This window comes from Microbacterium sp. Root1433D1 (assembly GCF_001426835.1).
In the GTDB taxonomy this organism is placed as follows: Bacteria; Actinomycetota; Actinomycetes; order Actinomycetales; family Microbacteriaceae; genus Microbacterium; species Microbacterium maritypicum.
This window is the reverse complement of record NZ_LMFN01000001.1, coordinates 192826-215487: the sequence shown is the minus strand read 5'-3', so window position 1 is coordinate 215487 and position 22662 is coordinate 192826. Positions and strand designations below refer to the sequence as shown.

Here is a 22662-nt window from a genome sequence, read left to right as displayed (position 1 = left end):
GTCAGCGGCACTCCGAGCCTTCTTCACCACCCTTGCACCCGAGAGAAGGAACCATGAAACGAATGCCCCTCGCGCTCGCCGCAGCCGTGGCCGCGACCCTCGCGCTCACCAGCTGCAGCGCAGGCGCAACACCCTCCCCGTCCGACGGCAGTGCTGCCGACGGCCCTGACGCCCTCAACATCGGCAACTTCCTCGACGTCACGTCGTGGGATCCCTCGCTCGCCGACATCGGCTTCGACGGCCCCTACCTCTCCGCCGTCTACGATGCCCTGATCGCTCTGGACGCGGACGGCAAGCCGGTCCCGTCCCTCGCGACCGAATGGACCGTCGCCGACGACGACCTCAGCATCGACCTCGACATCCGTACCGATGCCGTGTTCAGCGACGGCACCCCGGTCGACGTCGACGCCGTGATCACGAGCCTCGACTACCTCAAGCAGGGCGCGCGCTCCGGAGAGGCCTATCTGAACGTCTCCGCCTTCGAGAAGGTCGACGACGACACGGTTCGCATCCTCCTCACCCAGCGCGACGACACGATCCTCTACTTCATGGGGCTGGGCCGCAGCTACGTGGTCTCTCCGGCAGCGATCGAGGCGGGAACCCTCGGCAGCGAGCCCATCGGCTCCGGACCCTACGTCCTCGACGGCGACACCAGCATCGCCGGCGCGGAGTACCACTTCACCAAGACCACCGACCACTGGGACGCCGAGGCCTACCCGTTCGCCGACCTCGCGATCTTCCCGATCACCGATGCGACAGCGCGGCACAACGCCATGCTCAGCGGCCAGATCAATGTGCAGTACGGCGACGTCGCCAACCTCGAGCAGGCGAAGCAGCAGGGCTGGAACACCGCGGAGCGCGTCTCCGGCTGGGCGGGACTCGTCATCACCGATCACACCGGAGCCAAGAGCGAGCCCCTCGGCAAGCTCGAGGTCCGGCAGGCGCTGAACTACGCGTTCGACGGTGCCGCGATCCTCGCCGCCGTCGGCAGCGGTGCCGGCGTCGCCACCAACCAGGTCTTCCCGGACGGCGGCACGATCAACGATCCCGCCCTCAACGAGACCTACGCCCACAACATGGACAAGGCCAAGAAGCTGCTGGCCGACGCGGGCTACGCCGACGGCTTCGAGATCTCCATGCCGATGTCGCCGATCTTCGAGATGTGGAAGCCCTCGGCCGAGCAGGCGCTTACCGAGCTCGGCGTGAAGGTCACCTGGGACAACATGCAGATGCCCGACTACCAGCTCAACGCGCCGAACTACCCGATGTTCATCTCGTTCCTCGCGATGGACGGCAACGATGTCGCGACGGTCGCGCGCCAGGTGACCAGCGTGCAGTGGTTCAACCCCGCACCCGACTACGCCCAGAACGAGGTCATCGCCCCGCTCGTCGAGAGGGTGCAGACGGAACGCGGCGAGGCGCAGACCGACGCCGTCGAGGAGCTCAACAAGGCGCTCGTCGACCAGGCGTGGTGGTCTGTCTGGTACCAGGCGAACAACATCTACTACACGGCCTCCGGCATCCAGCTGCAGCCCATCGTCGGGATGATGTTCCCCACCCTGCGCTACATCACCCAGGGCTGACGCCCGCCGGGGCGGCCGCGACGCCGGCCGCCCCGGCATCCTCCCCCTCCGACCCCTCCACCCCCGAGAGGTTTCCATGCTTGTGTTCACGGCGAAGCGGGTGCTGTCCGGCATCCTCCTGCTCGTCGCGGTCTCGATCGGCACCTTCTTCCTGGCGCACCTCGCCATCAGCGACCCGACCGCATCGCTCCTCGGTACGACGGCGAGTCCTGCGCAACAGGCGGCGCTGGCCGAGAAGATCGGCCTCGACCGTCCTCTCCTGGTGCAGTTCTGGGACTGGCTGTCGCATGCCGCGCTGCTCGACTTCGGCGTCTCCTGGCGCAACTTCCAGCCGGTCAGCGCGCAGCTCGCGATCAAGGTCCCGGTGACCCTCTCGGTCGTGACCTTCGCGACGCTCATCACCGCGGTGGTCGGCATCGCCTTCGGCATGATCACGGGTCTGCGCCCCGGCACCTGGTTCGACCGCGTCATCAAGGGCATCTCCGTCGTGCTGTTCGCGCTCCCCGGCTTCTGGGTCAGCCTCGTGCTGGTGATGTGGCTCGCGGTGCAGCTGAAGTGGTTCCCCGCAGTGGGCTACGTGCCCCCGACGCAGTCCGTCGATGGGTGGCTGCGCTCCATCACCCTCCCGGCGATCTCGCTGGCGCTGGGCGGCATCGTCGCCGTCGCGGAGCAGCTCCGCAACGCCGTCATCGCGCAGAGCAGGCAGGACTGGGTGCGCACGCTGCGCAGCCGGGGCCTCTCGACCGCCCGCGTGAACCTGCACATCCTCCGCAACGCCTCACCCGCGGCGCTCACGGTGATCGCGCTGATGTTCGTCGGACTCCTCTCCGGCGCGATCGTGGTCGAGCAGATCTTCAGCCTCCCCGGTCTCGGCCAGCTCACCAATCAGTCCTCGCAGAACGGCGACATCCCGATGCTCCTCGGCATCACGGTCATCTCCGTCGTCTTCGTCGTCCTCATCAACCTCCTGCTCGACCTCGTGCTGGGCTGGATCAACCCGAAGGTGCGCGTCGCATGACCACGACAGACATCCGCGTCGCCTTCGATCGGGCAGCACAGAAGCGCCGATCGAGCCTGTTCCGGCGCTTCCTCCGCCACCCCGGCGGCTACATCCCGCTCGCGATCTTCGTCCTCATCGTGCTCGTCGGCATCTTCGCGCCGCTGCTCGCGCCGATGGATCCGAACTTCGTCGATCTGTCCGCCGCCAAGGCCGCGCCGGGGCCGGAGCATCTGCTGGGTGGCGACTCCACCGGTCGGGACATCCTCAGCCGCCTCATCTACGGCACCCGCACCACGCTCTGGGGCGCGCTCATCACGATCGTGACCGCACTCGTGATCGGCGTGCCGGCCGGCGTCGCCGCCGGCTACTTCGGGGGAGCGTTCGACAGGGCCGCCACCTGGATCAGCGATGCGCTCCAGTCGATCCCCGGCATGATCATCCTGCTCGTCGTCGCCGCCGGCTCGCGCAACAACTTCGAACTGCTGATGGCCACGGTGGGTGTCTTCATGGTGCCGGGCTACTTCCGCATCGCCCGCTCACAGACGCTCGCCGTGCGCGGCGAGCCCTACATCGAGGCGGCGCGCGTCTCCGGTCTGTCAGACGGGCGGATCATCTTCCGCCATGTGATCACGGCCGTGTACCCGCCCGTCATCATCCAGACGGCCCTGACCGCCGGGATCGCGATGGGCATGCAGGCAGGGCTCCAGTTCCTCGGCATCGGCGACTCGAACGTCCCGAGCTGGGGCGCCATGATGCTCGAGGGCTTCCGACTCATGCTCACGTACCCGCTCATGCTGCTGTGGCCGTCGGCCGCGCTCGGACTCACGATCGCCGTGCTCGCGATCATGGGGTCGACCCTCGCAGAGCTCGTGCAGGTGCGGACGCCCCGGGTCGCCCGGCGAAAGCGCGATGAGGTCGCAGCGATGCCCGCCAGTGCTCCGACCGGCAGCGCTCACCACTCGGCGGAGGGGTCCGCGCTGCGGGTCGAGAACCTCCGCGTCGTGCACGCCACGCCGACCGGGGAGACGGAGGTCGTGCACGGCGTGACCCTCGACGTCGCGCCGGGCGAGGTGGTCGGCATCGTCGGCGAATCGGGATCCGGCAAGTCGCAGACCGTGTTCTCCGTGCTCGATCTCCTCCCCGCGACGGGGCGCGCCACCGCCGACGCCATCTGGGTGGGCGGGGTCGATGTCACATCGTCGACCCCGAAGCAGCGCCGGGCCCTGCTCGGGCGGACGATCGGCTACGTGCCGCAGGAGCCGATGAGCAACCTCGATCCGTCGTACACGATCGGTCATCAGCTCATCGAACCGCTGCGCCGCACACAGGGGCTGAGCAGGTCGGCCGCGAAGGAGCGCGCACGCGCGATGCTCGTGCGCGTCGGCCTCACCGACCCGGACCGGGTGATGCGCAGCTACCCGCACCAGATGTCCGGGGGGATGGCGCAGCGCGTGCTGATCGCCGGTGCCATCGCCGGCAAGCCCTCACTCCTCGTCGCCGACGAACCCACCACGGCGCTCGATGTCACGGTGCAGGCCGAGGTGCTCGAGCTGCTGCGCGAGCTGCAGGCGGAGTACGGCATGGCCCTCCTCATCGTCACGCACAACTTCGGCGTCGTGGCCGACATCTGCGACCGCGTGATCGTGATGCGCGGCGGCGACATCGTGGAGTCCGGTCCCGTCGACGCCCTGTTCGCCTCCCCGGCCGAGCCGTACACGAGGGAGCTCATCGCCGCCTCGCTCGACGACGCCGTCGGCCGAGACGAACTCGACCGCACCACGACGGGGGTCCCCGCATGAGCGCCCTCCTCGAAGTGAGCGACCTCGTCGTGGAGTACGGCCGCGGACGGCGGGCGTTCCGCGCCCTGCACGGCGTCTCTCTCGACATCGCGCCGGGGGAGTGCCTCGGCCTGGTCGGGGAGTCGGGATCGGGCAAGTCCACGCTCGGCAAGGCCATCCTCGGGCTGGCTCCGGTCACCGCCGGCAGCATCCGCTTCGACGGGCAGGAGATCAGCCGTCTGAGCCATCGCGCGCGCCGAGCGCTCGCCGACGACGTGCAGGTCGTGTTCCAGGACCCCTACGGCTCGCTGAATCCGGCGATGACGATCGGAGACATCCTCGCCGAGCCCCTTCTCACGACGGGGATCGGCGCCAGGGCCGCCGAGACGAAGGTGCGGGAGATGCTCGATCGCGTGCGCCTCCCGTCGGCCGCCATGGATCGCTATCCGAGCGAGTTCTCCGGTGGGCAGAGGCAGCGAGTGGCCATCGCCCGTGCGCTGGTGCGCGGCCCGCGCCTGGTCGTGTGCGACGAGCCCGTGAGCGCGCTCGACCTCACGACCCAGGCGACGATCCTCGATCTGTTCATCGAGCTGCAGCGCGACACCGGCGTGGCCTACCTGTTCGTCTCGCACGACCTCGGCGTCGTGCGCAGAGTCTGCCATCGGGTGGCCGTGATGTATCGCGGCGAACTCGTCGAGGTCGGTGCCGGGGAGCAGGTCACCCGCGCTCCGCAGCATCCGTACTCCGAGCGGCTCCGTCTGGCATCGCCCGTCGCCGATCCGGCTGCGCAACGCGAGCGCCGTGCCCAGTGGCTCGCTCTGCGGGAGGTGCGCGATGCGGCGGTACGGTAGCTCCAGGCCGGAACACTCCACGCAGCAGAATCGGCCGGAAGGACGTCATGCCGAAGATCATCGACCACGACCAGCGTCGACGGGACATCGTCGACGTGGCCAAGAGCATCATCCTGAAGGGCGGGTTCGAGGCGGCGACGATGCGCAGCATCGCGGCCGAGGCCGGATTCGCGAACGGAGCGCTGAAGCACTACTTCCCCGGGAAGGAGAGCATCGTCGCCGCCACGTTCGAGACGGTGCTGCTCGAGCACGACACCTGGCTCCAGCAGTCGATCTCCGAGGGCGCGACGCCCGAGCGGATGCTGCAGCAGGTGCTCGAGGGCACGCTGCCCAGCAGCGTCGGCGAGATCGCGAGCGGGCGGGTGCTCCTCGCGCTGTGGGAGTACGCGATGTCGAACGATCAGCTCACGGAGCTGTACCGCACGCACCTCGGGCGATGGCACGCGATGCTCGTCGAGCGGATGGAGGCGGCGCGCGATGCGGGCGCCATCCGCGATCAGGACTACGCGGCACTCGCGAACGAGTTCATCTCGGTCGCCGTGGGGGCGACCGTGATCAACCTCATGTATCCCGAGGGCGAGCGCATCGCCGACTATCAGGACTACATCCAGCAGTTCCTGGCGCGACTGCGCTGATCGCGAGGCGCCGCATTCGAGAGAAAGGCGTCTCATGACCGTGTCCCTGTCCGTCACCCACCGCCCCGGCCAGGGGCGTCCTGTCGCGTTCCTGCACGGCCTCGCCTCGCGGGGTTCCGTGGACTGGCCGGATCGGGAGTGGGAGGGTGTGCTCGGAGAGCGCCCGCGTATGGTGATCGATCTGCCGGCGCACGGCGACAGTGTCGCGCTCGGCTCCGCGACGACATCGGTCGTGCTCGACACCATCGCGTCGTCCATCGGTGCGGAAGAGGTCGACCTGGTCGGCTACTCGCTCGGGGCACGGCTCGCGTGGGACCTGGCGCACCACCCCGGTGTCGCGGTCCGACGGCTGGTGCTCGGCGGACTCAGCGCGGGGGAGCCCTTCGCGTTCGTCGATCTTCCGGCGGCTCGAGCGGCTCTCGCGGGCGACCGCCCGCCCCGGGACCCGCTCACGGGCATGATCGTCCAGATGGTGTCGATGCCCGGAAATCGTCCTGCCGACCTGCTCTCGCTGATCGAGGGCCTGGCGGCGGAGCCCTTCGTCCCCGGCCACAGCGCGCCCGCCGTGCCCGTCCTGCTGCTCGGCGGGGCGGACGACGAGATGGCGGCGGGGATCGATGATCTCGCCGCGATGCTCCCCGATGCGCGAGCGCGGCGCGTGCCGGGCGATCATCTCTCGGCCTTGCACACGGCGGAGTTCCGCAGGGCCGTGCAGGTGTTCCTCGCGGCGTGAGCCCCCTCTCGCGGCCGGCTCTTCCATGACCTTTATTTCCAACATTTGTAGACCAATTGAAAGGCTCGTTCATGACTGACATTCCCACCGCCGATGCGGCGCGGATCCTCGACATCGCCACCGGCTACATGGCCTCCAAGCAGCTCTTCCAGGCCAGCCGGATCGGGCTGTTCGCCGCGGTGGCCGACGGGGCCGACACGGCGGGCGAGATCGCCGAGCGGTGCGGGGTCAGCGAGCGCATCGCGGCGCTGCTGGCCGACGCCATGGCCGCGAAGGGTCTGCTGATCCGCGCCGCGGGGCGCTATGAGCTCGCCGACGACGCCGCCGCGTACCTCGTCGGCGAGGAGGCAGCGATCGACCTCGCGCCGTTCCTCACCTTCCTCGACGAGATCAGCTACCCGCACTGGCTGCAGTTCGCGCACACGGTCGACACCACCGAGCCGGGCGATCTGCAGATGGACGACGCCCGCTGGGCGACCTTCATGGCGGGCGTCATGACGTACAACCGCCTGCACGCGCAGGAGTTCGGTCGTCTCGTCGACCTCGAAGGCGCGACCAGGGCACTCGACTTCGGTGGGCTCTCCGCCGAGTTCGCACTGTCGGTCATGGCGAAGAACCCCGCGTTGCGGACGACCTTCCTCTACGCCCCCGGCTTCGAAGACGGCATCGCCGAGGCGGTGGCGGCCGCCGGGATGCACGATCGTGCCGCGGTCGAGGTCGGTGACACCGCGACCACCGCACCGGAAGGCGAGTACGACGTGGTGTTCGCCAACCACGTCATCCACCGCTTCTCCGCGCAGGAGAACGCGCAGATCTTCCGCAACCTGCGCGCGGCTGCCGTCGAGGGGGCGACCCTGACCGTGCTCGACTTCTTCCTGGACGAGGATGCGGAGCAGCGCGGCCTCGACGCGCTGCACGCGGGGGAGTACCTGGTGATCGACGGCACCGTCGTGTACCCCGAGGCGGAGGTGCGCGGATGGCTCGCCGACGCCGGGTGGTCGGTGCGCGACAAGGTGGCCCTGCCCGGCAGCCCGCGGGTGCTCGTGGCGACCGCGGTGTGAGACTCGCCCCGGCATCGGACGCGATCCGGTGCGCGGGCGGCATGTGAGAGCATGCCGCCCGCCGTTTTCGTGTGCGACCCCTCGGCGAGGTGTGGGCAGGCCGGTCGGCCGCGGGGCGGTTGGTCGCGGGTGGGCCGGTCAGCCGCGGGTGAAGACCGTGCGCCCGTCGACGATCGTGCGGGCGACCCTGATCGTCGCGAAGTCGCGGCCGGGGGTCAGCGGGTCCTCATCGAGCACCGTGAGATCGGCGACCTTGCCGACCTCCAGTGACCCCTTCCACGCGGAGGCGCCGTCCTGTCGGGCGGCCTCGACGGTCATGGACCGCAGCAGCCGATTCCTGCTCTGCGCGTCGTCGGCGATCCCTGCAGCGGTGAGGAGGGCGAGGGAGGCATCGAGCCCGAGTCGCCAATCCGGGCTGGCGATGGGGGAGTCGCTGGTGATCGTGGTCAGGGCGTCGGAGGTCAGCATCTCGGCGAGCGGCCAGGCGGTGGCGAGCCGGGCCTCTCCGAGCTGCACCGCTGCCCAGGAGTGCGTGTGCGCCGCGATCAGCGGCTGCACGGCGAACCCCGCACCGATCCGCCCCATCCGGGCGATCTGCGCGGTCGTGGCGAGGTCGCCGTGCACGACGTAGTGCGGCCCCGCCGGCGTGGGGTGATCGCCGTGCCGCCGCTCCAGCACGGACAGGAACTCGGCGATCGAGCGGTCTCCCGTCGCATGCACGGCGATCTGCATTCCGCGAGCCGAGGCGAGTTCGAGCATGCGTCGGAAGGCGGTGCGGGCGTCGGGTTCGCCACGGGTGAGCAGGCCGCCCGTCGTGCCGTCGGCATAGGGCTCATCGACCCAGGCGGTCGCCAGGGGTGGGATGCCGTCGGCGAAGATCTTCACTCCGGGGACCGTGAGCCACCGGGCATCCGAGGCGGGGGGAGGGGTGCGGATGCCTCTCTCGAAGTCGGCGAGGGTGCTCTCCCCGTCGATCGTGCCGAACAGCCGCAGCAGGGTCACGCGGGAGGTCTGCGCGCGTTCGCGGTGCAGCTCGAGATAGGTGTCGAGCATGTCGGAGCCGAAGCATCCCGTCTCGCCGTCATCCTCGCCGGGGCCGATCCCGGGTTCCGTGTAGCTGGTGATGCCCAGTTCGGCCAGCAGCGCCCACGCCCGCCGCAGCGCTGTGCGGCGCTCTCCCGCGCTCGACACGAGCCGCCCAGATGGCTGCTCCTCGGGGGGAGTGTCGGAGAAGAAGAGGTGGGGCCACCGTGCGCCCAACCATGCGGCGTGCAGGTGGGCGTCGTTGATGCCGGGGATCACCGTGCGTCCATCCAGCTCGATCACGGCGCGGGCATCGAGGGATTCCGCATCGTCGCCTCGGGCGATGATCGCCCCGTCACGGACGGCGAGAGCTCCGACGATCGCATCCGAGGGGTCGAGGGTGTGGATGCGGCCGCCGCGGATGATCAGATCGGCCTCGTCGCCGTGGAGTGACTGTGTCATTATTCCACCAGTGTAGACGCAAACTGACGACGAAGAGGAGCGGCTCGAGCAGACGCCGACGAGGGCTGCTTATCAGTGCCCGCCGCCGAACTCGATCATCCCCACCCCGACGGCGATCAGCGCGACGCCGACGGCCATCATGGCCGAGAAGTGGTCCTTGAAGATCACCCGCCCCAGCACCGCGGTCAGCGCGACACCGGCCGCTGCCCAGATGCCGTAGGCGACGCCCACGGGCATCCCCAGCGCGAGGATCGTGCCCAGCAGCGTGAACGCGGCGAGATAGCCCACGACGATCACGGGGATCCAGCGGCGCCGGCGCAGGCCTTCGGAGGCGCGCAGGCTCAGCGTCGCGGTGACCTCGCTGGCGATCGCGAGGGCGAGGAGCAGCCAGGTCATGGGGTGACCTCCTTCGCCTCACGCGTGTGCGAGCCGAGCTCGACGAGCAGCACGCCGATCACGATCACGCCGACGCCGATGATCTGCACCGGGCCCAGCAGCTCGCCGAACAGCACGGTGCCGAACACGGCGGTGAGCACGACTCCGATCGCCGACCAGATACCGTACGCCACACCCACGGCCATGCCGCGATCGAGCACGACGGACAGCAGCCACAGCGAGCCGGAGTAGCCGATGACCACGACGATCAGCCAGAGCGGGTGGGTGAAGCCCTCGGCCGCGCGCAGCGAGAGGGTCGCGGTGACCTCGAGCGCGATCGCGAGCAGCAGGGGTGGCCACGCCGAGCGGCGAGGGTGATCTGTCATCGGCGGCCTTTCGTCGAGCATCCGACGAAGAGAACGCACGCGCGGCGCGCGGGATTCCCGCCGGCGACCGGGCACCGTCGACGTCCCGATTCGGCACGCGTTCCCGCGACTTGTACGCTGGATGCATCCCCCGATTCACCCGGCAACCCGCGCGCCGGCGATCTCGGCGCGCGCTCACACATGCAAGGACGCAGATGAACGATTCCGCGGCACACCGCGACGACTGGACTGAGAGCGAAGAGCTGGCGGAGCGGATGATCCCGCTCATCGGGGCGCTCCGACGCGAACACGACGTGGTCACCTCTCTCCACGGGCACCGGCTGCTCGGCCTGTCGGCGACCGGCCTCGTCGAAGTGCACGAGCGCGTCGCGCAGCTCGGGCACGAGCGGCTCCCGATCGAAGACAGCCTCGCCGTGCTGGAAGCGATCCATGCCCTTGCTCCCGGCGCCTCCTCCCTCGACGTCGCCCGGCTCGTCGCCGGACACACCGAGAGCGGGCAGCCGCTGGAGACCTACCTCGCCGAGGTGCTCGCGCCCGCCATGGGAGCCGTCGCCGCCGAACCCACCGACGTCGTCCTCTACGGCTTCGGACGCATCGGTCGCCTCCTCGCCCGCATCCTCATCGCCCACACCGGCGGAGGCAGCGGACTGCGTCTGCGCGCCATCGTCGTCCGCCGCGGCGCCGAGAACGACCTCGTCAAGCGCGCATCCCTGCTGCTGCGCGACTCCGTGCACGGTCGGTTCGCCGGGTCGGTCACCGTCGACGAGGAAGCCGAGCAGATCATCGCGAACGGCACCCGCATCCAGGTGATCTACTCCGACGACCCCGCGACAATCGACTACACCGCCCACGGCATCCACGACGCGATCGTCGTCGACAACACCGGGCGCTGGCGCGACGAAGCCGGCCTCTCGCAGCACCTGCGTTCCAAGGGCGTCGCCCGTGTGCTGCTCACCGCGCCGGGGAAGAGCCCTCTCAAGAACATCGTCCACGGGATCAACGACGATACGATCGCCGACACCGACCACATCCTCTCGGCCGCATCCTGCACGACCAACGCCATCACGCCCGTGCTGGCGGCGATCGACGAGGCGTACGGCGTCGTCAAGGGGCACGTCGAGACCGTGCACTCGTTCACGAACGACCAGAACCTGATCGACAACTTCCACAAGGGCGACCGTCGCGGACGCTCGGCGGTGCTCAACATGGTCATCACCGAGACGGGGGCCGCGAAGGCGGTCGCCAAGGCGCTCCCGCAGCTGGAGGGCAAGCTCACCGGCAGCTCGATCCGCGTTCCCACCCCCGACGTCTCGCTCGCCGTGCTGCACCTGACGATCGCGCGCCCCGCCACGAAGGACCAGGTCAACGACTACCTGCGCCGCGTGTCGCTGCACTCGAAGCTGCGTCAGCAGATCGACTACGTCGAGAGCCCCGACGTGGTCTCCACCGACTTCGTCGGCTCCCACCGGGCGGGCATCGTCGACGGCCTCGCCACGATCGCCGACGAGGACACCCTCATCCTCTACGTCTGGTACGACAACGAGTTCGGGTACTCCTGCCAGGTCATCCGCGTGCTCGAGGTCATGGCGGGCTCGCACCCGATCGTGCTCCCCGAACGTCCAGAGGTCACCCTGCAGGGCTGACGCGATCCGTGCGCCGGGTCGGTGGCGCCCGGCATGATGAGGTCATGAAGACCACGACCCTGCTCGCCGAGCGCCTCCGATCGCACCGGCTCACGGCGCCGGCGCGCACCGTGACGGATGCCGCGCATCACATGCTCGCCGTCCAGAGTCAGGACTTCACGGCCGGACGATGGGCGCTCGCCGTCCGCACCGGGAACCCGGTGCGGCTGCGCGACGTCGACCGTGCCTTCGACCGCGGTGACATCGTGCGCGGCTGGACCATGCGCGGCACACTGCACACGGTTCCGGCGCGCGACCTCGGCTGGATGCTCCAGGTCACCGCCGGGCGGCAGCGCCAGCAGGCGGCCTCCCGACACCGTGACCTCGGCATCGACGACGACATGGTCGTCGCGGCCGTCAGGGCACTGACCCCGGCGCTGCGCGACGGCGGGTACACCCGTGCCGAGGTGTTCGAGATCCTCGAGAACATCGGCATCGATCCCGCGGGCCAGCGCGGCATCCATCTGCTGTTCACCCTCACGATCGACGGCCTGATCTGCCAGGGACCCGTCGTCCCGCGGGAAGGTGTCACCCGCGAGCAGCGCTTCGTGCTCGTGGAGGAACACATCCGCGAGCACGCCGTCCCCGACGATCCGCTCGCCGAGTTGTTCGTCCGCTACATCGACGGACACGGCCCCGCCGCGATCGCCGACTTCGCCTGGTGGTCGGGGCTCACCCTCGGCCAGGCGCGCGAGGCGGCCGCGCGGGCGGCCGAGAGGGTGGAGGACCTCTGCGACGGACTCTTCGCGCCCCGCCGGCGCCCTCGACGCACGACCGGGGCGCCGCCCGTCCACGCCCTCGGCGCGTTCGACGAGTACTACATCTCCTACGCCGACCGCACGACCGTCTGCGCGCAGGAGCATCTCGCAGCCGTCGGCCCCGGCAAGAACGGGATGGTGCGTCCGACCCTGGTCGAGCAGGGGCGCGTGATCGGCACCTGGTCGCACGCGGGCGCGACACGCGACGCTCCGCCCGCGCTGTTCGAGCGGCCGGAGGATCCCGCCGCTGTGGCCGCCGCCCTCGCCCGGTTCGCCGCGTTCGCCGACGACTGAGCCGGCGCGGCATCCTCGCGCCTCGGCGCCCGCTCCCGCCTCGGCGCCCGCTCCCGCCTCGGCGCGCGCTCCTGCCTCGACCGGCGCCGGCTCCTGCCTCGACCGGCCGCCGCGACTACTCGCTCGCGTGGCGTGCGAGGAAGTTGTAGACCTCGTTGTCGTCGACACCGGGGAACGCGCCGCGGGGGAGCGGGGAGAACATGTGGGTGTGCACGCGTGCGCTCGGCCAGGCCCTTCCGCTCCAACGGTCGCTCAGCTCGGCCGAGGGGCGTCGGCAGCACGACTCGTCGGGGCAGGTCGACACGGCCCTGTCGCCGGTCTCGCGTCCACGCCACCATCGTGCGTCGTCGAAGGGCACGCCGACGGTCACCGAGAACTCGCCATCGCTCGACGAGCCGGTCTGGGTGGAGCACCAGAACGTGCCGGAGGGGGTGTCGGTGTACTGGTGGTGCTCGACCGTGCGGTTCTGCTGCGTGAACGCCGCGCGCGCCTGGAACTTCCGGCACACCCGCTGTCCCTCGACCGCGCCCGTCACATCCATCGGCAGCGGCAGGTCGTCGTTCTCGTACACGCGGGTGATGGCGCCGGTGGAGTCGACGCGCAGGAAATGCAGCGCCATGCCGAGGTGCTGCGTCAGCAGGTTGGTCATGCGCATGCCTGCCGCCTCGTGCGTCACGCCGAAGCCGTCTCGGAAGTCCTCGACCGCGAGGTTGCGATCCTTCTTCGCCTGCTGCAGGAACGCGACCGATGCGGTCTCCGGCATCAGGCAGCACGCGGCGAAGTAGTTGATCTCGAGGCGCTGCTGCAGGAAGTCGGCGTAGTCGGTGGGCGGGGCGTGCCCGAGCAGGCGGTGCGCCATAGCCTGCAGTGCCATCGACCGCAGACCGTGACCGCCGGGGATCGAGGCCGGCGGCAGGTAGATGCGTCCGTTCTCGAGGTCGGTGACCGATCGGGTCGAATGGGGGAGGTCGTTGACGTAGATCAGCTCGAATCCGAGCTTCTCGGCCATGATGCTCACGGTGCGGTGCGTGAGAGCGCCCTGCACGTGTCCCGCGGCCTTGAGGTGCTTCTCGGCGAGCTTCTCGATCTCGGGGAGGTAGTTGTTCTGCGCGCGCATCCGCAGCCGCAGCTCGGTGTTCGCGCGCCGCGCCTCCTCCGGTGTGGCGATGGCCTCGCGTTCGCGACGCTCCAGCTCCCGGTGCAGGCCGAGGACCGATTCGATGGTCTCGTCGCTCATGCCCTTGGTCACGCGCACGGGCGCGACGCCGAGCTGGCGGAAGACCGGGCTCTCCTGCGCGCGTTCCAGGGCGATCTCGAGAGCGGCACGACGGTTCGGCGGCTCCCCGGAGATGAGATCGGTCACCTCCGTCTTGGTCGCCTGGGCGATCGCCTGCAGCAGCGAGAGCTTGGGCTCGCGCTTGCCGTTCTCGATCAGGCTCAGCTGCGAACCGGCGACGCCGACGAGAGCACCGAGCTCGTCGAGCGTGAACCCGTTCTCCAACCGGTGGTGACGGATGCGGTGGCCGAGAGTCGTGAGGTGGATGCCGGAGGACGCCATTCCTTGAGTCTAGCGAAAGAATTGAAGTTCTTATCGCTCGAAATGGCCGAAAGTCGCGCTCGAACCGGAAGAAGATAGGTGCAACGCCCCACACTTCAAAGGAGCACACGTCATGGCTATCGCCGAAGTCTTCACCCCCCGCACGTCTCCCGTCGCACAGACGCGTACGTTCGGCGCGGCTCCGACGTATGACACCCCCGCGATGGCCGAGCTGGCCGCCTGGGTCGAGGAGATCCGCGCACTCACCCAGCCCGACGCGGTGCACTGGGTCGACGGCTCGCCCGCCGAGAACGACTGGCTCCTGCGCGGACTCGTCGACGAGGGCAAGCTGATCAAGCTCAACCCCGAATGGCGCCCCGGTTCCTACCTTGCCCGTTCGCACCCCAGCGACGTCGCCCGCACCGAGGGACGCACCTTCATCTCCTCCGAGCGCGAAGAGGACGCGGGCCCCACGAACAACTGGGCGGCCCCCGCCGAGATGCACGCCAAGATGGACGAGATCTTCGAGGGATCGATGCGCGGCCGCACGATGTACGTCGTGCCGTTCTCGATGGGACGCGTCGGCGGCCCGCTCTCGCACATCGGCGTCCAGATCACCGACAGCGCCTACGCGGTCGCCTCCATCGGCATCATGACCCGCGTCGGCGATGCCGTCACGCGTCAGATCGCCGAGGGGGCGCCGTGGGTCAAGACCGTGCACTCGGTCGGTGCTCCGCTCGCACCGGGCGAGCAGGATGCCGAGTGGCCCTGCAACGACGACAAGTACATCGTGCACTTCCCCGAGACGCTCGAGGTCTACTCCTACGGCTCGGGCTACGGCGGCAACGCGATCCTGGCCAAGAAGTGCTTCGCGCTGCGCATCGCCTCGGTGATCGCCCGCGACGAGGGCTGGCTCGCCGAGCACATGCTGCTCATCCGCGTGATCGACCCCCAGGGCAAGGCGTACCACGTGGCCGCAGCCTTCCCGTCGGCCTGCGGGAAGACGAACCTCGCGATGCTCCGCCCGACCATCCCCGGCTGGCGCGTCGAGACCCTCGGTGACGACATCGCCTGGATCCGTCCGGGCGAAGACGGCCGCATGTGGGCCATCAACCCCGAGGCCGGCTTCTTCGGCGTCGCACCCGGCACCGGCGAGTCGACCAACGTCACCGCGGTCGAGACGCTGTGGGGCAACACGATCTTCACCAACGTCGCGCTCCGCCCCGACGGCGACGTGTGGTGGGAGGGTCTGACCGACGAGGCGCCCGCGCACCTGATCGACTGGGAGGGCAACGACTGGACCCCTGAGTCCGGCCGACCGGCCGCGCACCCCAACTCCCGCTTCACGGTGTCGGCGGCGCAGTGCCCGCAGATCTCCGAGGACTGGGAAGAGGCCGTGCCGCTCGACGTCATCCTGTTCGGCGGGCGCCGCGCCAGCAACGTCCCGCTCGTGGTCGAGGCCACCGACTGGACGCACGGCGTCTTCCTCGGCTCGAACATCTCGTCCGAGCGCACCGCTGCCGCTGAGGGAACCGTGGGGGAGCTGCGCCGCGACCCGTTCGCGATGCTGCCCTTCTGCGGCTACAACATGGCGGACTACTTCGGTCACTGGCTCAAGGTCGGTCGCGGTCTTCGCTTCGACCGGGCGCCGCGCATCTTCCAGGTGAACTGGTTCCGCCGCGGTGCCGACGGCCGGTTCCTGTGGCCGGGCTTCGGCGACAACTCGCGTGTCGTCGACTGGATCATCCGCCGCATCGCGGGCGATGTCTCCGCGGTCGACAGCCCGATCGGACGCCTGCCGCGCGTGGAGGACCTCAACCTCGACGGACTCGACATCCCCGCCGCCGACCTCGACGAGCTGTTCTCCGTCGATGCCGAGGCGTGGAAGACCGAGGCTGACCTGACCGAGGCGTTCTACGACACCTTCGGTGACAAGGTTCCCGCGGCCCTGCGCGCCGAGCTGGCCTCGCTGCGCTACCGCCTCGACAAGGCGTAACCCCAGACCGGTGCCGGTTCGGGGGAGCCGGCACCCTCAGGGCTCCGTGCCCTGCAGACCCGCGAAGGCGGGACATCAGAGACGAACCCATGGCTGAGTGGTCTCCGACGTCCCGCCTTCGTGTTGCCCGGGAACGGGTGGCGTCAGGCGAGCAGCTGGTGACGTGCGAGGTCGCGGTACAGCGGCGTCGATTCCACGAGCTCGGTGTGCGTACCCTGGCCGACCACGACGCCGTCCTGCAGCACCACGATCAGGTCGCTGTCGACGACGGTCGAGAGGCGGTGCGCGATCACGATGAGCGTGCGGTCGGTGGATACCGCGTCGATGGCCTCGCGCATGCGCTGCTCGTTCACACCGTCGAGCGATGACGTGGACTCGTCGAGCAGCAGGATCGGGGCGTCGGTGAGCAGGGCGCGGGCGATCGCGAGGCGCTGACGCTCACCACCGGAGAGCATCACGCCGTCCTCGCCCACCGGAGCCTCGATCCCGAGCGGGTTGCGCTCCAGCACGTCGCCCAGGTTCACGGCGCGCAGCACTCGTTCGCAGTCGGCGTCCGTCGCTTCGGGGGAGGCGAGCCGCAGGTTCTCGGCGAGTGTGCCGGCCAGCGTCGGCGCATCCTGTTCGACGTAGCCGAAGTGGGCGCGGAGCTCGTCGCGCGGGTAGGTGCGCGCATCGTGACCGTGCAGGCGGATCGATCCGCCCGTGGGGTCGTAGAAGCGCTCGAGCAGCGACAGGATCGTGCTCTTGCCCGCCCCGCTGGGGCCGACCAGGGCGACGCGGGAGCCGTGCGGCACGGCGAAGGAGACCCCGCGCAGCACTTCGTGGTCCTGGGCGGCCGGTGCGGCATCCTCTGCCGACTCCAGGTGCGCGTCGGCGAGCAGATTCCGTGCCTCCTTGGCGGCGGCCTGACGCGCGGCCACGACGTTCGCCGGGTAGTGGAAGCGCACGTCGCGGAATTCGATCGCCGGCGCATCCGGTGCTGCCGTCTCACGGGGCAGCGACGCGGCGATCTTCTCATCGTCCTGCGACTCGGTGGGCAGGTCGAGCACCTCCTGGATGCGTCCGAGCGCCCCGAGGGCCTGGTTCACCGACGTGATCGCTCCGAACGTCGTGGCCAGCGGCATCACGAGCAGGAACAGGAACATGATGAACGAGATCAGCGAGGCGATCGTGATGGCTCCTGCGGCCACGCGGAATCCGCCCACGCCGAGGACGACGAGCAGCGACAGCTGCAGGGCGATGCCGGAGACGGGCACGACCATCGAGGAGATCTTGGCGATGCGCACGCCGATGCCGTAGGCGTCGGACGCGAGCTCGGACACCGCGGTGGTCTCGCGCTCGGTCGCACCCGACGCGCGGATGGTGCGGATCGAGCCCACGGCGCGTTCGACACCGGAGGCCAGCTCGCCCACCTTCTCCTGCTGCGCGGTCGATGCGGTGCGGATGCGCCCGCTGAGCAACACGACCACCGCGACCGAGATGCCGATCACCACGACGATGAGCAGCAACAGGATGGGATCGATCACGAGCATCGCGATGAGCGCGCCGAGGAAGAGCACGGCGCTGCCGACCGCGTCTGCGAGGCCCTGGGTGAGCACGGCGTAGAGCAGGGTCGTGTCGGTGCCCACGCGCGAGACGAGGTCGCCGGTACGGCGGGCATCGAACTCCGACGTGGGCAGATGCAGGATGCGGGCGATCAGCTTGCGGCGGCTCGAGTACACGACCGCGGTGCCCGTGCGCTGGAGGAGGTAGTGCTGGAAGCCGGAGATGACAGACGACACGACCACGAAGCCCACGAGCAGCCACACGAGGATCCCGATGCCGGTGTCGGACTGCACCGCCTCGATGACCTGACCCACGAGCAACGGCTGCACGAGCGACGTCGCCGCGCCGATGACGCTGAGCACCGCGACCACGATCAGGGTGCGCTTGTGCTCGAAGAGGAAGGGGAGGAGCTGGCGGAAGGTGGCGCGGGGGCCTTCGGGCTGCGCGCCACGTCCGCGGCGGCGTGCTGTCGCCGAACCGGACATGCGGGACCTCTATCTGGAGATGGTACTTCGACCGTACTTCGTTCGCGGTCGAATCCTATGGAGGGGCTGAACGCGGCTCAGGAGTGGCCGAAGCGACGGTGCGCCGCCTGCTTGCTCACGCCGAGAGCGCTGGCGATCGCCTGCCACGAATAGCCGAGGTTGCGTGCGCGGCGCACGTTCGCCTCTTCGGCGCGGGCGACCTCCTTGCGCACTTCGGCGAGGCGGTGCAGCGCGGCCAGGGGCTCGCCCCCGTCCTCTTGTGCGATCGCGGTCGGCATTGTCATGATGCACCTCCTCCGTCAATACTCGTTGACGGACTCGGGGATGTCAATACATGTTGACGTGGCAGTCTGGGGTGATGTCGACGAAGAAGTGGATCCTGTTCGATATCGGTGGAGTTCTGGAGGCCGTCGACGACGACGCGTGGCAGCAGGAGTGGTGGGAGCGTTGGCGCGCGGTGAGCGGCCTCGACACGGCGGCGTTCGATACGCGGATCGCGGGCGCCGAACTTCCCGCGATCGATGTCACCGTCGGCACGGAACCCGCGTTCTGGGCTGCGGTTGGTGCCGCCCTCGAACTCGACGATGAGCAGTGCGCGGCCATGCGCGCGGACTTCTGGGATGCGTACTGCGGCACCGGGAACGTCGAGCTGATCGACTACGCACGAACGCTCTCGTCGCGCGCGGGGACCGCGATCCTCTCCAACTCCGCCGATGGCGCGAGGGAGGAGGAGGAACGGCGCTTCGCGTTCTCCGAGGTGTTCGATCCGATCTGCTACAGCCACGAACAGGGCGTGAACAAGCCGCACCGTGACGCCTACCTGCAGGCGCTGCGTCTGATGGACGCGCAACCCGCGCAGGTGCTCTTCATCGACGATCGCCCGTCGTCGGTCGACGGGGCCGAAGCGGTCGGCATCCGCGCCGTGCGGCACCTCGACAACGCCACCACGATCGCGGCTATCGAGAAGTTCCTCGCCGACTGAACGCGATCGCGAGCGATCCCTGCCCTCGCGTTCCCTGTCGACGACGCGAGGGCGCCCATCCGGAGACGGGGTGCCCTCGCGCTGCGGAGGAGTCGCGGGCTACAGTTCGACGGCCGCCGCGACGCCGAGGTCGTCGTCGTAGTCGTGGTCCTTGGTCTCCGGGCTGAGGAGGAGCGCGATGAAGGTCAGCACACCCATCGCCGACAGATACAGGCCCACCAGCCACGGAGCGCCGTCACCGAGCGACCACAGCCAGAGCGCGATCAGCGGCGCCACGGCCGCGCCCAGGATCGACGACACGTTGTACGCGATCGCCGAGCCGGTGTACCTGACGTTGGTCGGGAACAGCTCGGGCAGCAGAGCGCCCATCGGGCCGAACGTTGCTCCCATCAGCATGAAGCCGAACACCAGGAAGGCCTGTGCGAGCGCACCGGTGAACTTCGGGTCGGCGGCAGGGAGCAGGAACGTGTTGAACGTGAAGCCGAACACGATGATCACACCGGTGACCCACAGCAGGAGCTTGCGTCGTCCGATCGCGTCGGCGATGGGACCGGAGAGCAGCGTGAAGATACCGAAGAACACGACGCCGATGATCTGCATCAGCACGAAGTCGGTGTAGCCGAAGCCGAGGCCGGGATAGAACTGGGCCGCGAACTTGGTCGGGTCGAACGGGGCGCCCGTCGCCTCTGCCGCGGCCTTCGCTGCGGCCGATGCCGTCTCCAGCGATGCGGGCTTGGTGCCGTAGGCGAGGGTGAAGTTCGTCATCAGATAGAACAGCACGTAGGTCGCCAGCATGATGAACGTGCCGAGGATGAGCTGCTTCCAGTGGTGACGGAAGACGGTCGCGAGCGGGAGCTTGCGGATCACGCCCTTCGTCTCGGCCTTCTTGAAGGTGTCGGACTCGACGAGCTTCAGTCGCACCCACAGCCCGATGATGACCATCACGGCCGAGAACAGGAACGGGATGCGCCAGCCCCAGGAGAGGAACGCCTCGGACTTCAGCACCGGGTTCTCGGCATGCGGCAGCAGCCAGTTGATGGCGAGGAAGAGGAAGTTCGCGATGATGAAGCCCAGCGGTGCCCCCAGCTGCGGGAAGGTGCCGTACCAGGCGCGCTTGCCCTTCGGGGCGTTCTCGGTGGCGACCAGCGCCGCACCCGACCATTCGCCGCCGAGCGCGAAGCCCTGCGCGAGCCGGAGGATCAGCAGCAGGAGTGCCGCCCACCATCCGATGTCCTGGTACGTCGGCAGCAGGCCGATGACGAAGGTCGCGATGCCCATCGTCAGCAGCGAGGCCACCAGCGTGGCTTTGCGCCCGAACTTGTCGCCGAAGTGGCCGAACACCACGGCGCCGATGGGGCGGGCGACCATCGCGGCGCCGAACACCGCGAACGACGACAGGAGCGAGGTGGTGTCGTTCCCGGTGGGGAAGAACAGCACCGGGAACACGAGTACGGCAGCCGTGGCATAGGCGTAGAAGTCGTAGAACTCGATCGTGGTGCCGACCAGGCTCGCGGTGATGACGCGCGAGCGAGGATTCGCGGGCGCAGTGGCAGTACTCATGGAACTCCTCCGATCGAGTCCCCGGTATACCAAGGGACTCGGGCGAGTTTACGCCTTCCTGAGTGTTTGCTGTGCGCGCTTTTCGCGTGTCATCCGGGCGGGCACCTCCGCGGTGCTATTCCTCCGTGTCGCCGAGCGAAGGGGCACCGACGAAGACGGCGCGCGGCTCCACGACGTTCTCGAGTTCCAGCACGACCAGACGGTTCGCCCCCTCTCTCGTGGCAGGAGCGGGCACGGAGAGCGTGCGCTGCGGGCCGTTGCGCCAATAGCGGCCGAGGAAGAAACCGTTCACGAACGCGTAGCCCTTGCTCCAGGCCATGGTGTCGAGGACGAGGTCCGTCGGCGCATCCAGGGTGAACGAGCTGGTCCACGCGGCCGGGCCCGTTTTGAGGACATCGGCGGCGTCGGCGCCGGCAGGGGCATCGAACTCGGTATCGATCTCGGCGTCGACCTCCGCGGCGATCGCTGCGACATCCAACGGCGTCGAGCGCCAGCCCGTCACCGGCGCGCCGTCGAGGGTGATCTCGCCGATCAGACCCTTCTCCTCGCCGAGGCGGTGGTCGTAGTTCACCCGACCCTGATCCTCGACCAGGATGCTGAGGGTCCGGCCGTCCGGGATCCGGATCGCCCGGTCGTGCCGGGTGCGCGAGAGCGTGCCGACCACGCGGTCGTCGACGCTCACCCACGCCAGATCGCGCACCTCGTCGACGACGAGCAATCCGCCGCGTGCATCCCGAAGCTCGGTGTCGTAGCGCACGAGGGCGCTGAGGTGGCCGAGTGTGTCGAAGGTCTCGGGCTGCGCGGTCGTCGACGCAGGACCCGCGAGGTCCGTCCAGGCGCCCGCGGGCGTGAGCGGAACTTCGAACGCGGGCGCTGCCTCGGCCGCAGCCGGAAGCTCATCCGGCACCGGCGCATACCGGGCGATGACCTCGCGGAAGGCGAAGAACTTCTCCGTGGGGTTGCCGGCCTCGTCGAGCGGGGCGTCGTAGTCGTAGGAGGTCACCAGCGGCAGATAGCGACCCTTGTGGTTCGCGCCGTTGGTCAGCGCGAAGTTGGTGCCGCCGTGGAACATGTAGATGTTGACCGAAGCCCCGGCCGCCAGCAGCTCGTCGAGGTCGGCGGCGGCCGTGGCGACATCGGTGGTGTGATGCACGCCGCCCCACCAGTCGAACCAGCCGTCCCAGAACTCCGAGCACATCAGCGGACCGGTGCTCTGGTGCCGGCGCAGGGTCGCCAGCCGTTCCGCGCTGCGGGAGCCGAACGACCCGGTCTTGTGCAGCTCGGGGAGGCTGCCGTCGCTCAGCATCTGATCGACGGGCTGATCGACGGTCGTCAGCGGAACGGTGATCCCGGCCTCGCGGGTGACGGCGACCAGAGCCTCGAGATAGGCCCGGTCGGATCCGTAGGCGCCGTACTCGTTCTCGATCTGCACCAGCACGACGGGGCCGCCCCGATCGATCTGCCGCGGAGCGACGATGTCGTACACGCGGCGCAGGTAGGCGCTCACCTCGACGAGGAAGTCGGCAGCGGAGGAGCGCAGCCCCTCGACGCTCCCCGTCAGCCACACCGGAAGTCCTCCGTTGTGCCACTCGGCGCAGATGTAGGGGCCGGGTCGCACGATCGCGTCGAGACCTTCGGCGTGGACCAGGTCGAGGAAGCGTCCGAGGTCGTTCCATCCGCTCGCGTCCCACTCACCGCGTCGCGGTTCGTGCGCGTTCCAGGCGACGTAGGTCTCGATCGTGTTCAGCCCCATCAACCGGGCCTTGCGGATGCGGTCCTGCCACTGGTCGGGGTGCACGCGGAAGTAGTGGATGGCGCCGGAGATCACCTGATGCGGCTGTCCGTCGCGGAGGAAGTCGGTGTCGCCGAGGGAGAAGGATGTCACGTGTCGTGGTGCTTTCGATGAGGCGGGCTGAACCGGTCCCGTGGGGTGGGG

At 69.2% G+C, this 22662-nt stretch carries 19 protein-coding genes; 11 read left to right on the top strand and 8 right to left on the bottom strand.

Annotation, left to right across the window (positions count from 1 at the left end):
- The first annotated feature begins 53 nt into the window (after positions 1-53).
- The 7 genes from ASD13_RS00975 to ASD13_RS00945 all read left to right on the top strand — a co-directional run bounded on the left by ASD13_RS00975 (position 54) and on the right by ASD13_RS00945 (position 7641).
- Positions 54-1583: an ABC transporter substrate-binding protein gene (locus ASD13_RS00975; protein WP_235562438.1), complete on the top strand. Its 1530-nt coding sequence runs from the start codon at positions 54-56 to the stop codon at positions 1581-1583.
- 76 nt (positions 1584-1659) lie between these two features.
- Positions 1660-2601, top strand: coding sequence for an ABC transporter permease (locus ASD13_RS00970; RefSeq protein WP_055864765.1), 942 nt, complete (start codon positions 1660-1662; stop codon positions 2599-2601).
- Positions 2598-4382: a dipeptide/oligopeptide/nickel ABC transporter permease/ATP-binding protein gene (locus tag ASD13_RS00965; RefSeq protein ID WP_055864762.1), complete on the top strand. Its 1785-nt coding sequence runs from the start codon at positions 2598-2600 to the stop codon at positions 4380-4382. The genes ASD13_RS00970 and ASD13_RS00965 overlap by 4 nt, the downstream gene beginning before the upstream one ends.
- The gene (locus tag ASD13_RS00960) at positions 4379-5212 is read left to right on the top strand and encodes an ATP-binding cassette domain-containing protein (protein ID WP_055864759.1); all 834 of its coding nucleotides are present in this window, start codon (positions 4379-4381) and stop codon (positions 5210-5212) included. Before ASD13_RS00965 ends, ASD13_RS00960 begins: the two co-directional genes overlap by 4 nt.
- Positions 5213-5259: 47 nt before the next feature.
- On the top strand, positions 5260-5847 hold the full coding sequence (locus ASD13_RS00955) for a TetR/AcrR family transcriptional regulator (protein WP_017828786.1): 588 nt from the start codon (positions 5260-5262) through the stop codon (positions 5845-5847).
- Between the two features lie 34 nt (positions 5848-5881).
- A complete protein-coding gene (locus ASD13_RS00950; protein ID WP_055864756.1) occupies positions 5882-6580 on the top strand; it encodes an alpha/beta fold hydrolase in 699 nt (232 codons plus the stop codon).
- A 71-nt stretch (positions 6581-6651) separates the two neighbouring features.
- Positions 6652-7641, top strand: a complete 990-nt coding sequence (locus ASD13_RS00945) for a methyltransferase family protein (RefSeq protein ID WP_055864753.1) — start codon at positions 6652-6654, stop codon at positions 7639-7641.
- A 138-nt stretch (positions 7642-7779) separates the two neighbouring features.
- Here the strand turns inward: ASD13_RS00945 and ASD13_RS00940 are convergent, their stop codons facing one another.
- The 3 genes from ASD13_RS00940 to ASD13_RS00930 form a co-directional block, all read right to left on the bottom strand.
- Positions 7780-9126, bottom strand: coding sequence for an amidohydrolase (locus ASD13_RS00940; RefSeq protein WP_055864750.1), 1347 nt, complete (start codon positions 9124-9126; stop codon positions 7780-7782).
- 72 nt (positions 9127-9198) lie between these two features.
- The gene (locus ASD13_RS00935; protein WP_017828782.1) at positions 9199-9522 is read right to left on the bottom strand and encodes a DMT family transporter; all 324 of its coding nucleotides are present in this window, start codon (positions 9520-9522) and stop codon (positions 9199-9201) included.
- Positions 9519-9887, bottom strand: coding sequence for a DMT family transporter (locus tag ASD13_RS00930; RefSeq protein ID WP_055864747.1), 369 nt, complete (start codon positions 9885-9887; stop codon positions 9519-9521). The genes ASD13_RS00935 and ASD13_RS00930 overlap by 4 nt, the downstream gene beginning before the upstream one ends.
- A gap of 194 nt (positions 9888-10081) precedes the next feature.
- Between ASD13_RS00930 and ASD13_RS00925 the strand changes: the two genes are divergently transcribed.
- Positions 10082-11530, top strand: coding sequence for a glyceraldehyde-3-phosphate dehydrogenase (locus tag ASD13_RS00925; protein WP_055864744.1), 1449 nt, complete (start codon positions 10082-10084; stop codon positions 11528-11530).
- Between the two features lie 44 nt (positions 11531-11574).
- A complete protein-coding gene (locus ASD13_RS00920) occupies positions 11575-12621 on the top strand; it encodes a winged helix DNA-binding domain-containing protein (protein WP_055864741.1) in 1047 nt (348 codons plus the stop codon).
- Positions 12622-12736: 115 nt separating this feature from the next.
- Here ASD13_RS00920 and ASD13_RS00915 read toward each other — a convergent pair whose 3' ends face one another.
- Entirely contained in the window at positions 12737-14179 is a 1443-nt protein-coding gene (locus ASD13_RS00915) for a helix-turn-helix transcriptional regulator (protein ID WP_017828778.1), read from the bottom strand.
- Between the two features lie 112 nt (positions 14180-14291).
- Between ASD13_RS00915 and ASD13_RS00910 the strand changes: the two genes are divergently transcribed.
- Positions 14292-16154 (top strand): phosphoenolpyruvate carboxykinase (GTP), encoded by a 1863-nt coding sequence (locus ASD13_RS00910; RefSeq protein ID WP_055864739.1) that lies wholly within the window; start codon positions 14292-14294, stop codon positions 16152-16154.
- Positions 16155-16297: 143 nt separating this feature from the next.
- Here the strand turns inward: ASD13_RS00910 and ASD13_RS00905 are convergent, their stop codons facing one another.
- Together ASD13_RS00905 and ASD13_RS00900 are read right to left on the bottom strand one after the other, a co-directional pair.
- On the bottom strand, positions 16298-18184 hold the full coding sequence (locus ASD13_RS00905) for an ABC transporter ATP-binding protein (RefSeq protein ID WP_055864736.1): 1887 nt from the start codon (positions 18182-18184) through the stop codon (positions 16298-16300).
- Positions 18185-18261: 77 nt separating this feature from the next.
- A complete protein-coding gene (locus ASD13_RS00900; protein WP_082531360.1) occupies positions 18262-18468 on the bottom strand; it encodes a transcriptional regulator in 207 nt (68 codons plus the stop codon).
- A 74-nt stretch (positions 18469-18542) separates the two neighbouring features.
- Between ASD13_RS00900 and ASD13_RS00895 the strand changes: the two genes are divergently transcribed.
- Positions 18543-19166: an HAD-IA family hydrolase gene (locus ASD13_RS00895; protein ID WP_235562437.1), complete on the top strand. Its 624-nt coding sequence runs from the start codon at positions 18543-18545 to the stop codon at positions 19164-19166.
- 99 nt (positions 19167-19265) lie between these two features.
- Here ASD13_RS00895 and ASD13_RS00890 read toward each other — a convergent pair whose 3' ends face one another.
- Positions 19266-20726, bottom strand: coding sequence for an MFS transporter (locus ASD13_RS00890; RefSeq protein ID WP_055864728.1), 1461 nt, complete (start codon positions 20724-20726; stop codon positions 19266-19268).
- A 115-nt stretch (positions 20727-20841) separates the two neighbouring features.
- The gene (locus tag ASD13_RS00885) at positions 20842-22611 is read right to left on the bottom strand and encodes a glycoside hydrolase family 35 protein (protein ID WP_055864724.1); all 1770 of its coding nucleotides are present in this window, start codon (positions 22609-22611) and stop codon (positions 20842-20844) included.
- Positions 22612-22662: the final 51 nt, after the last annotated feature.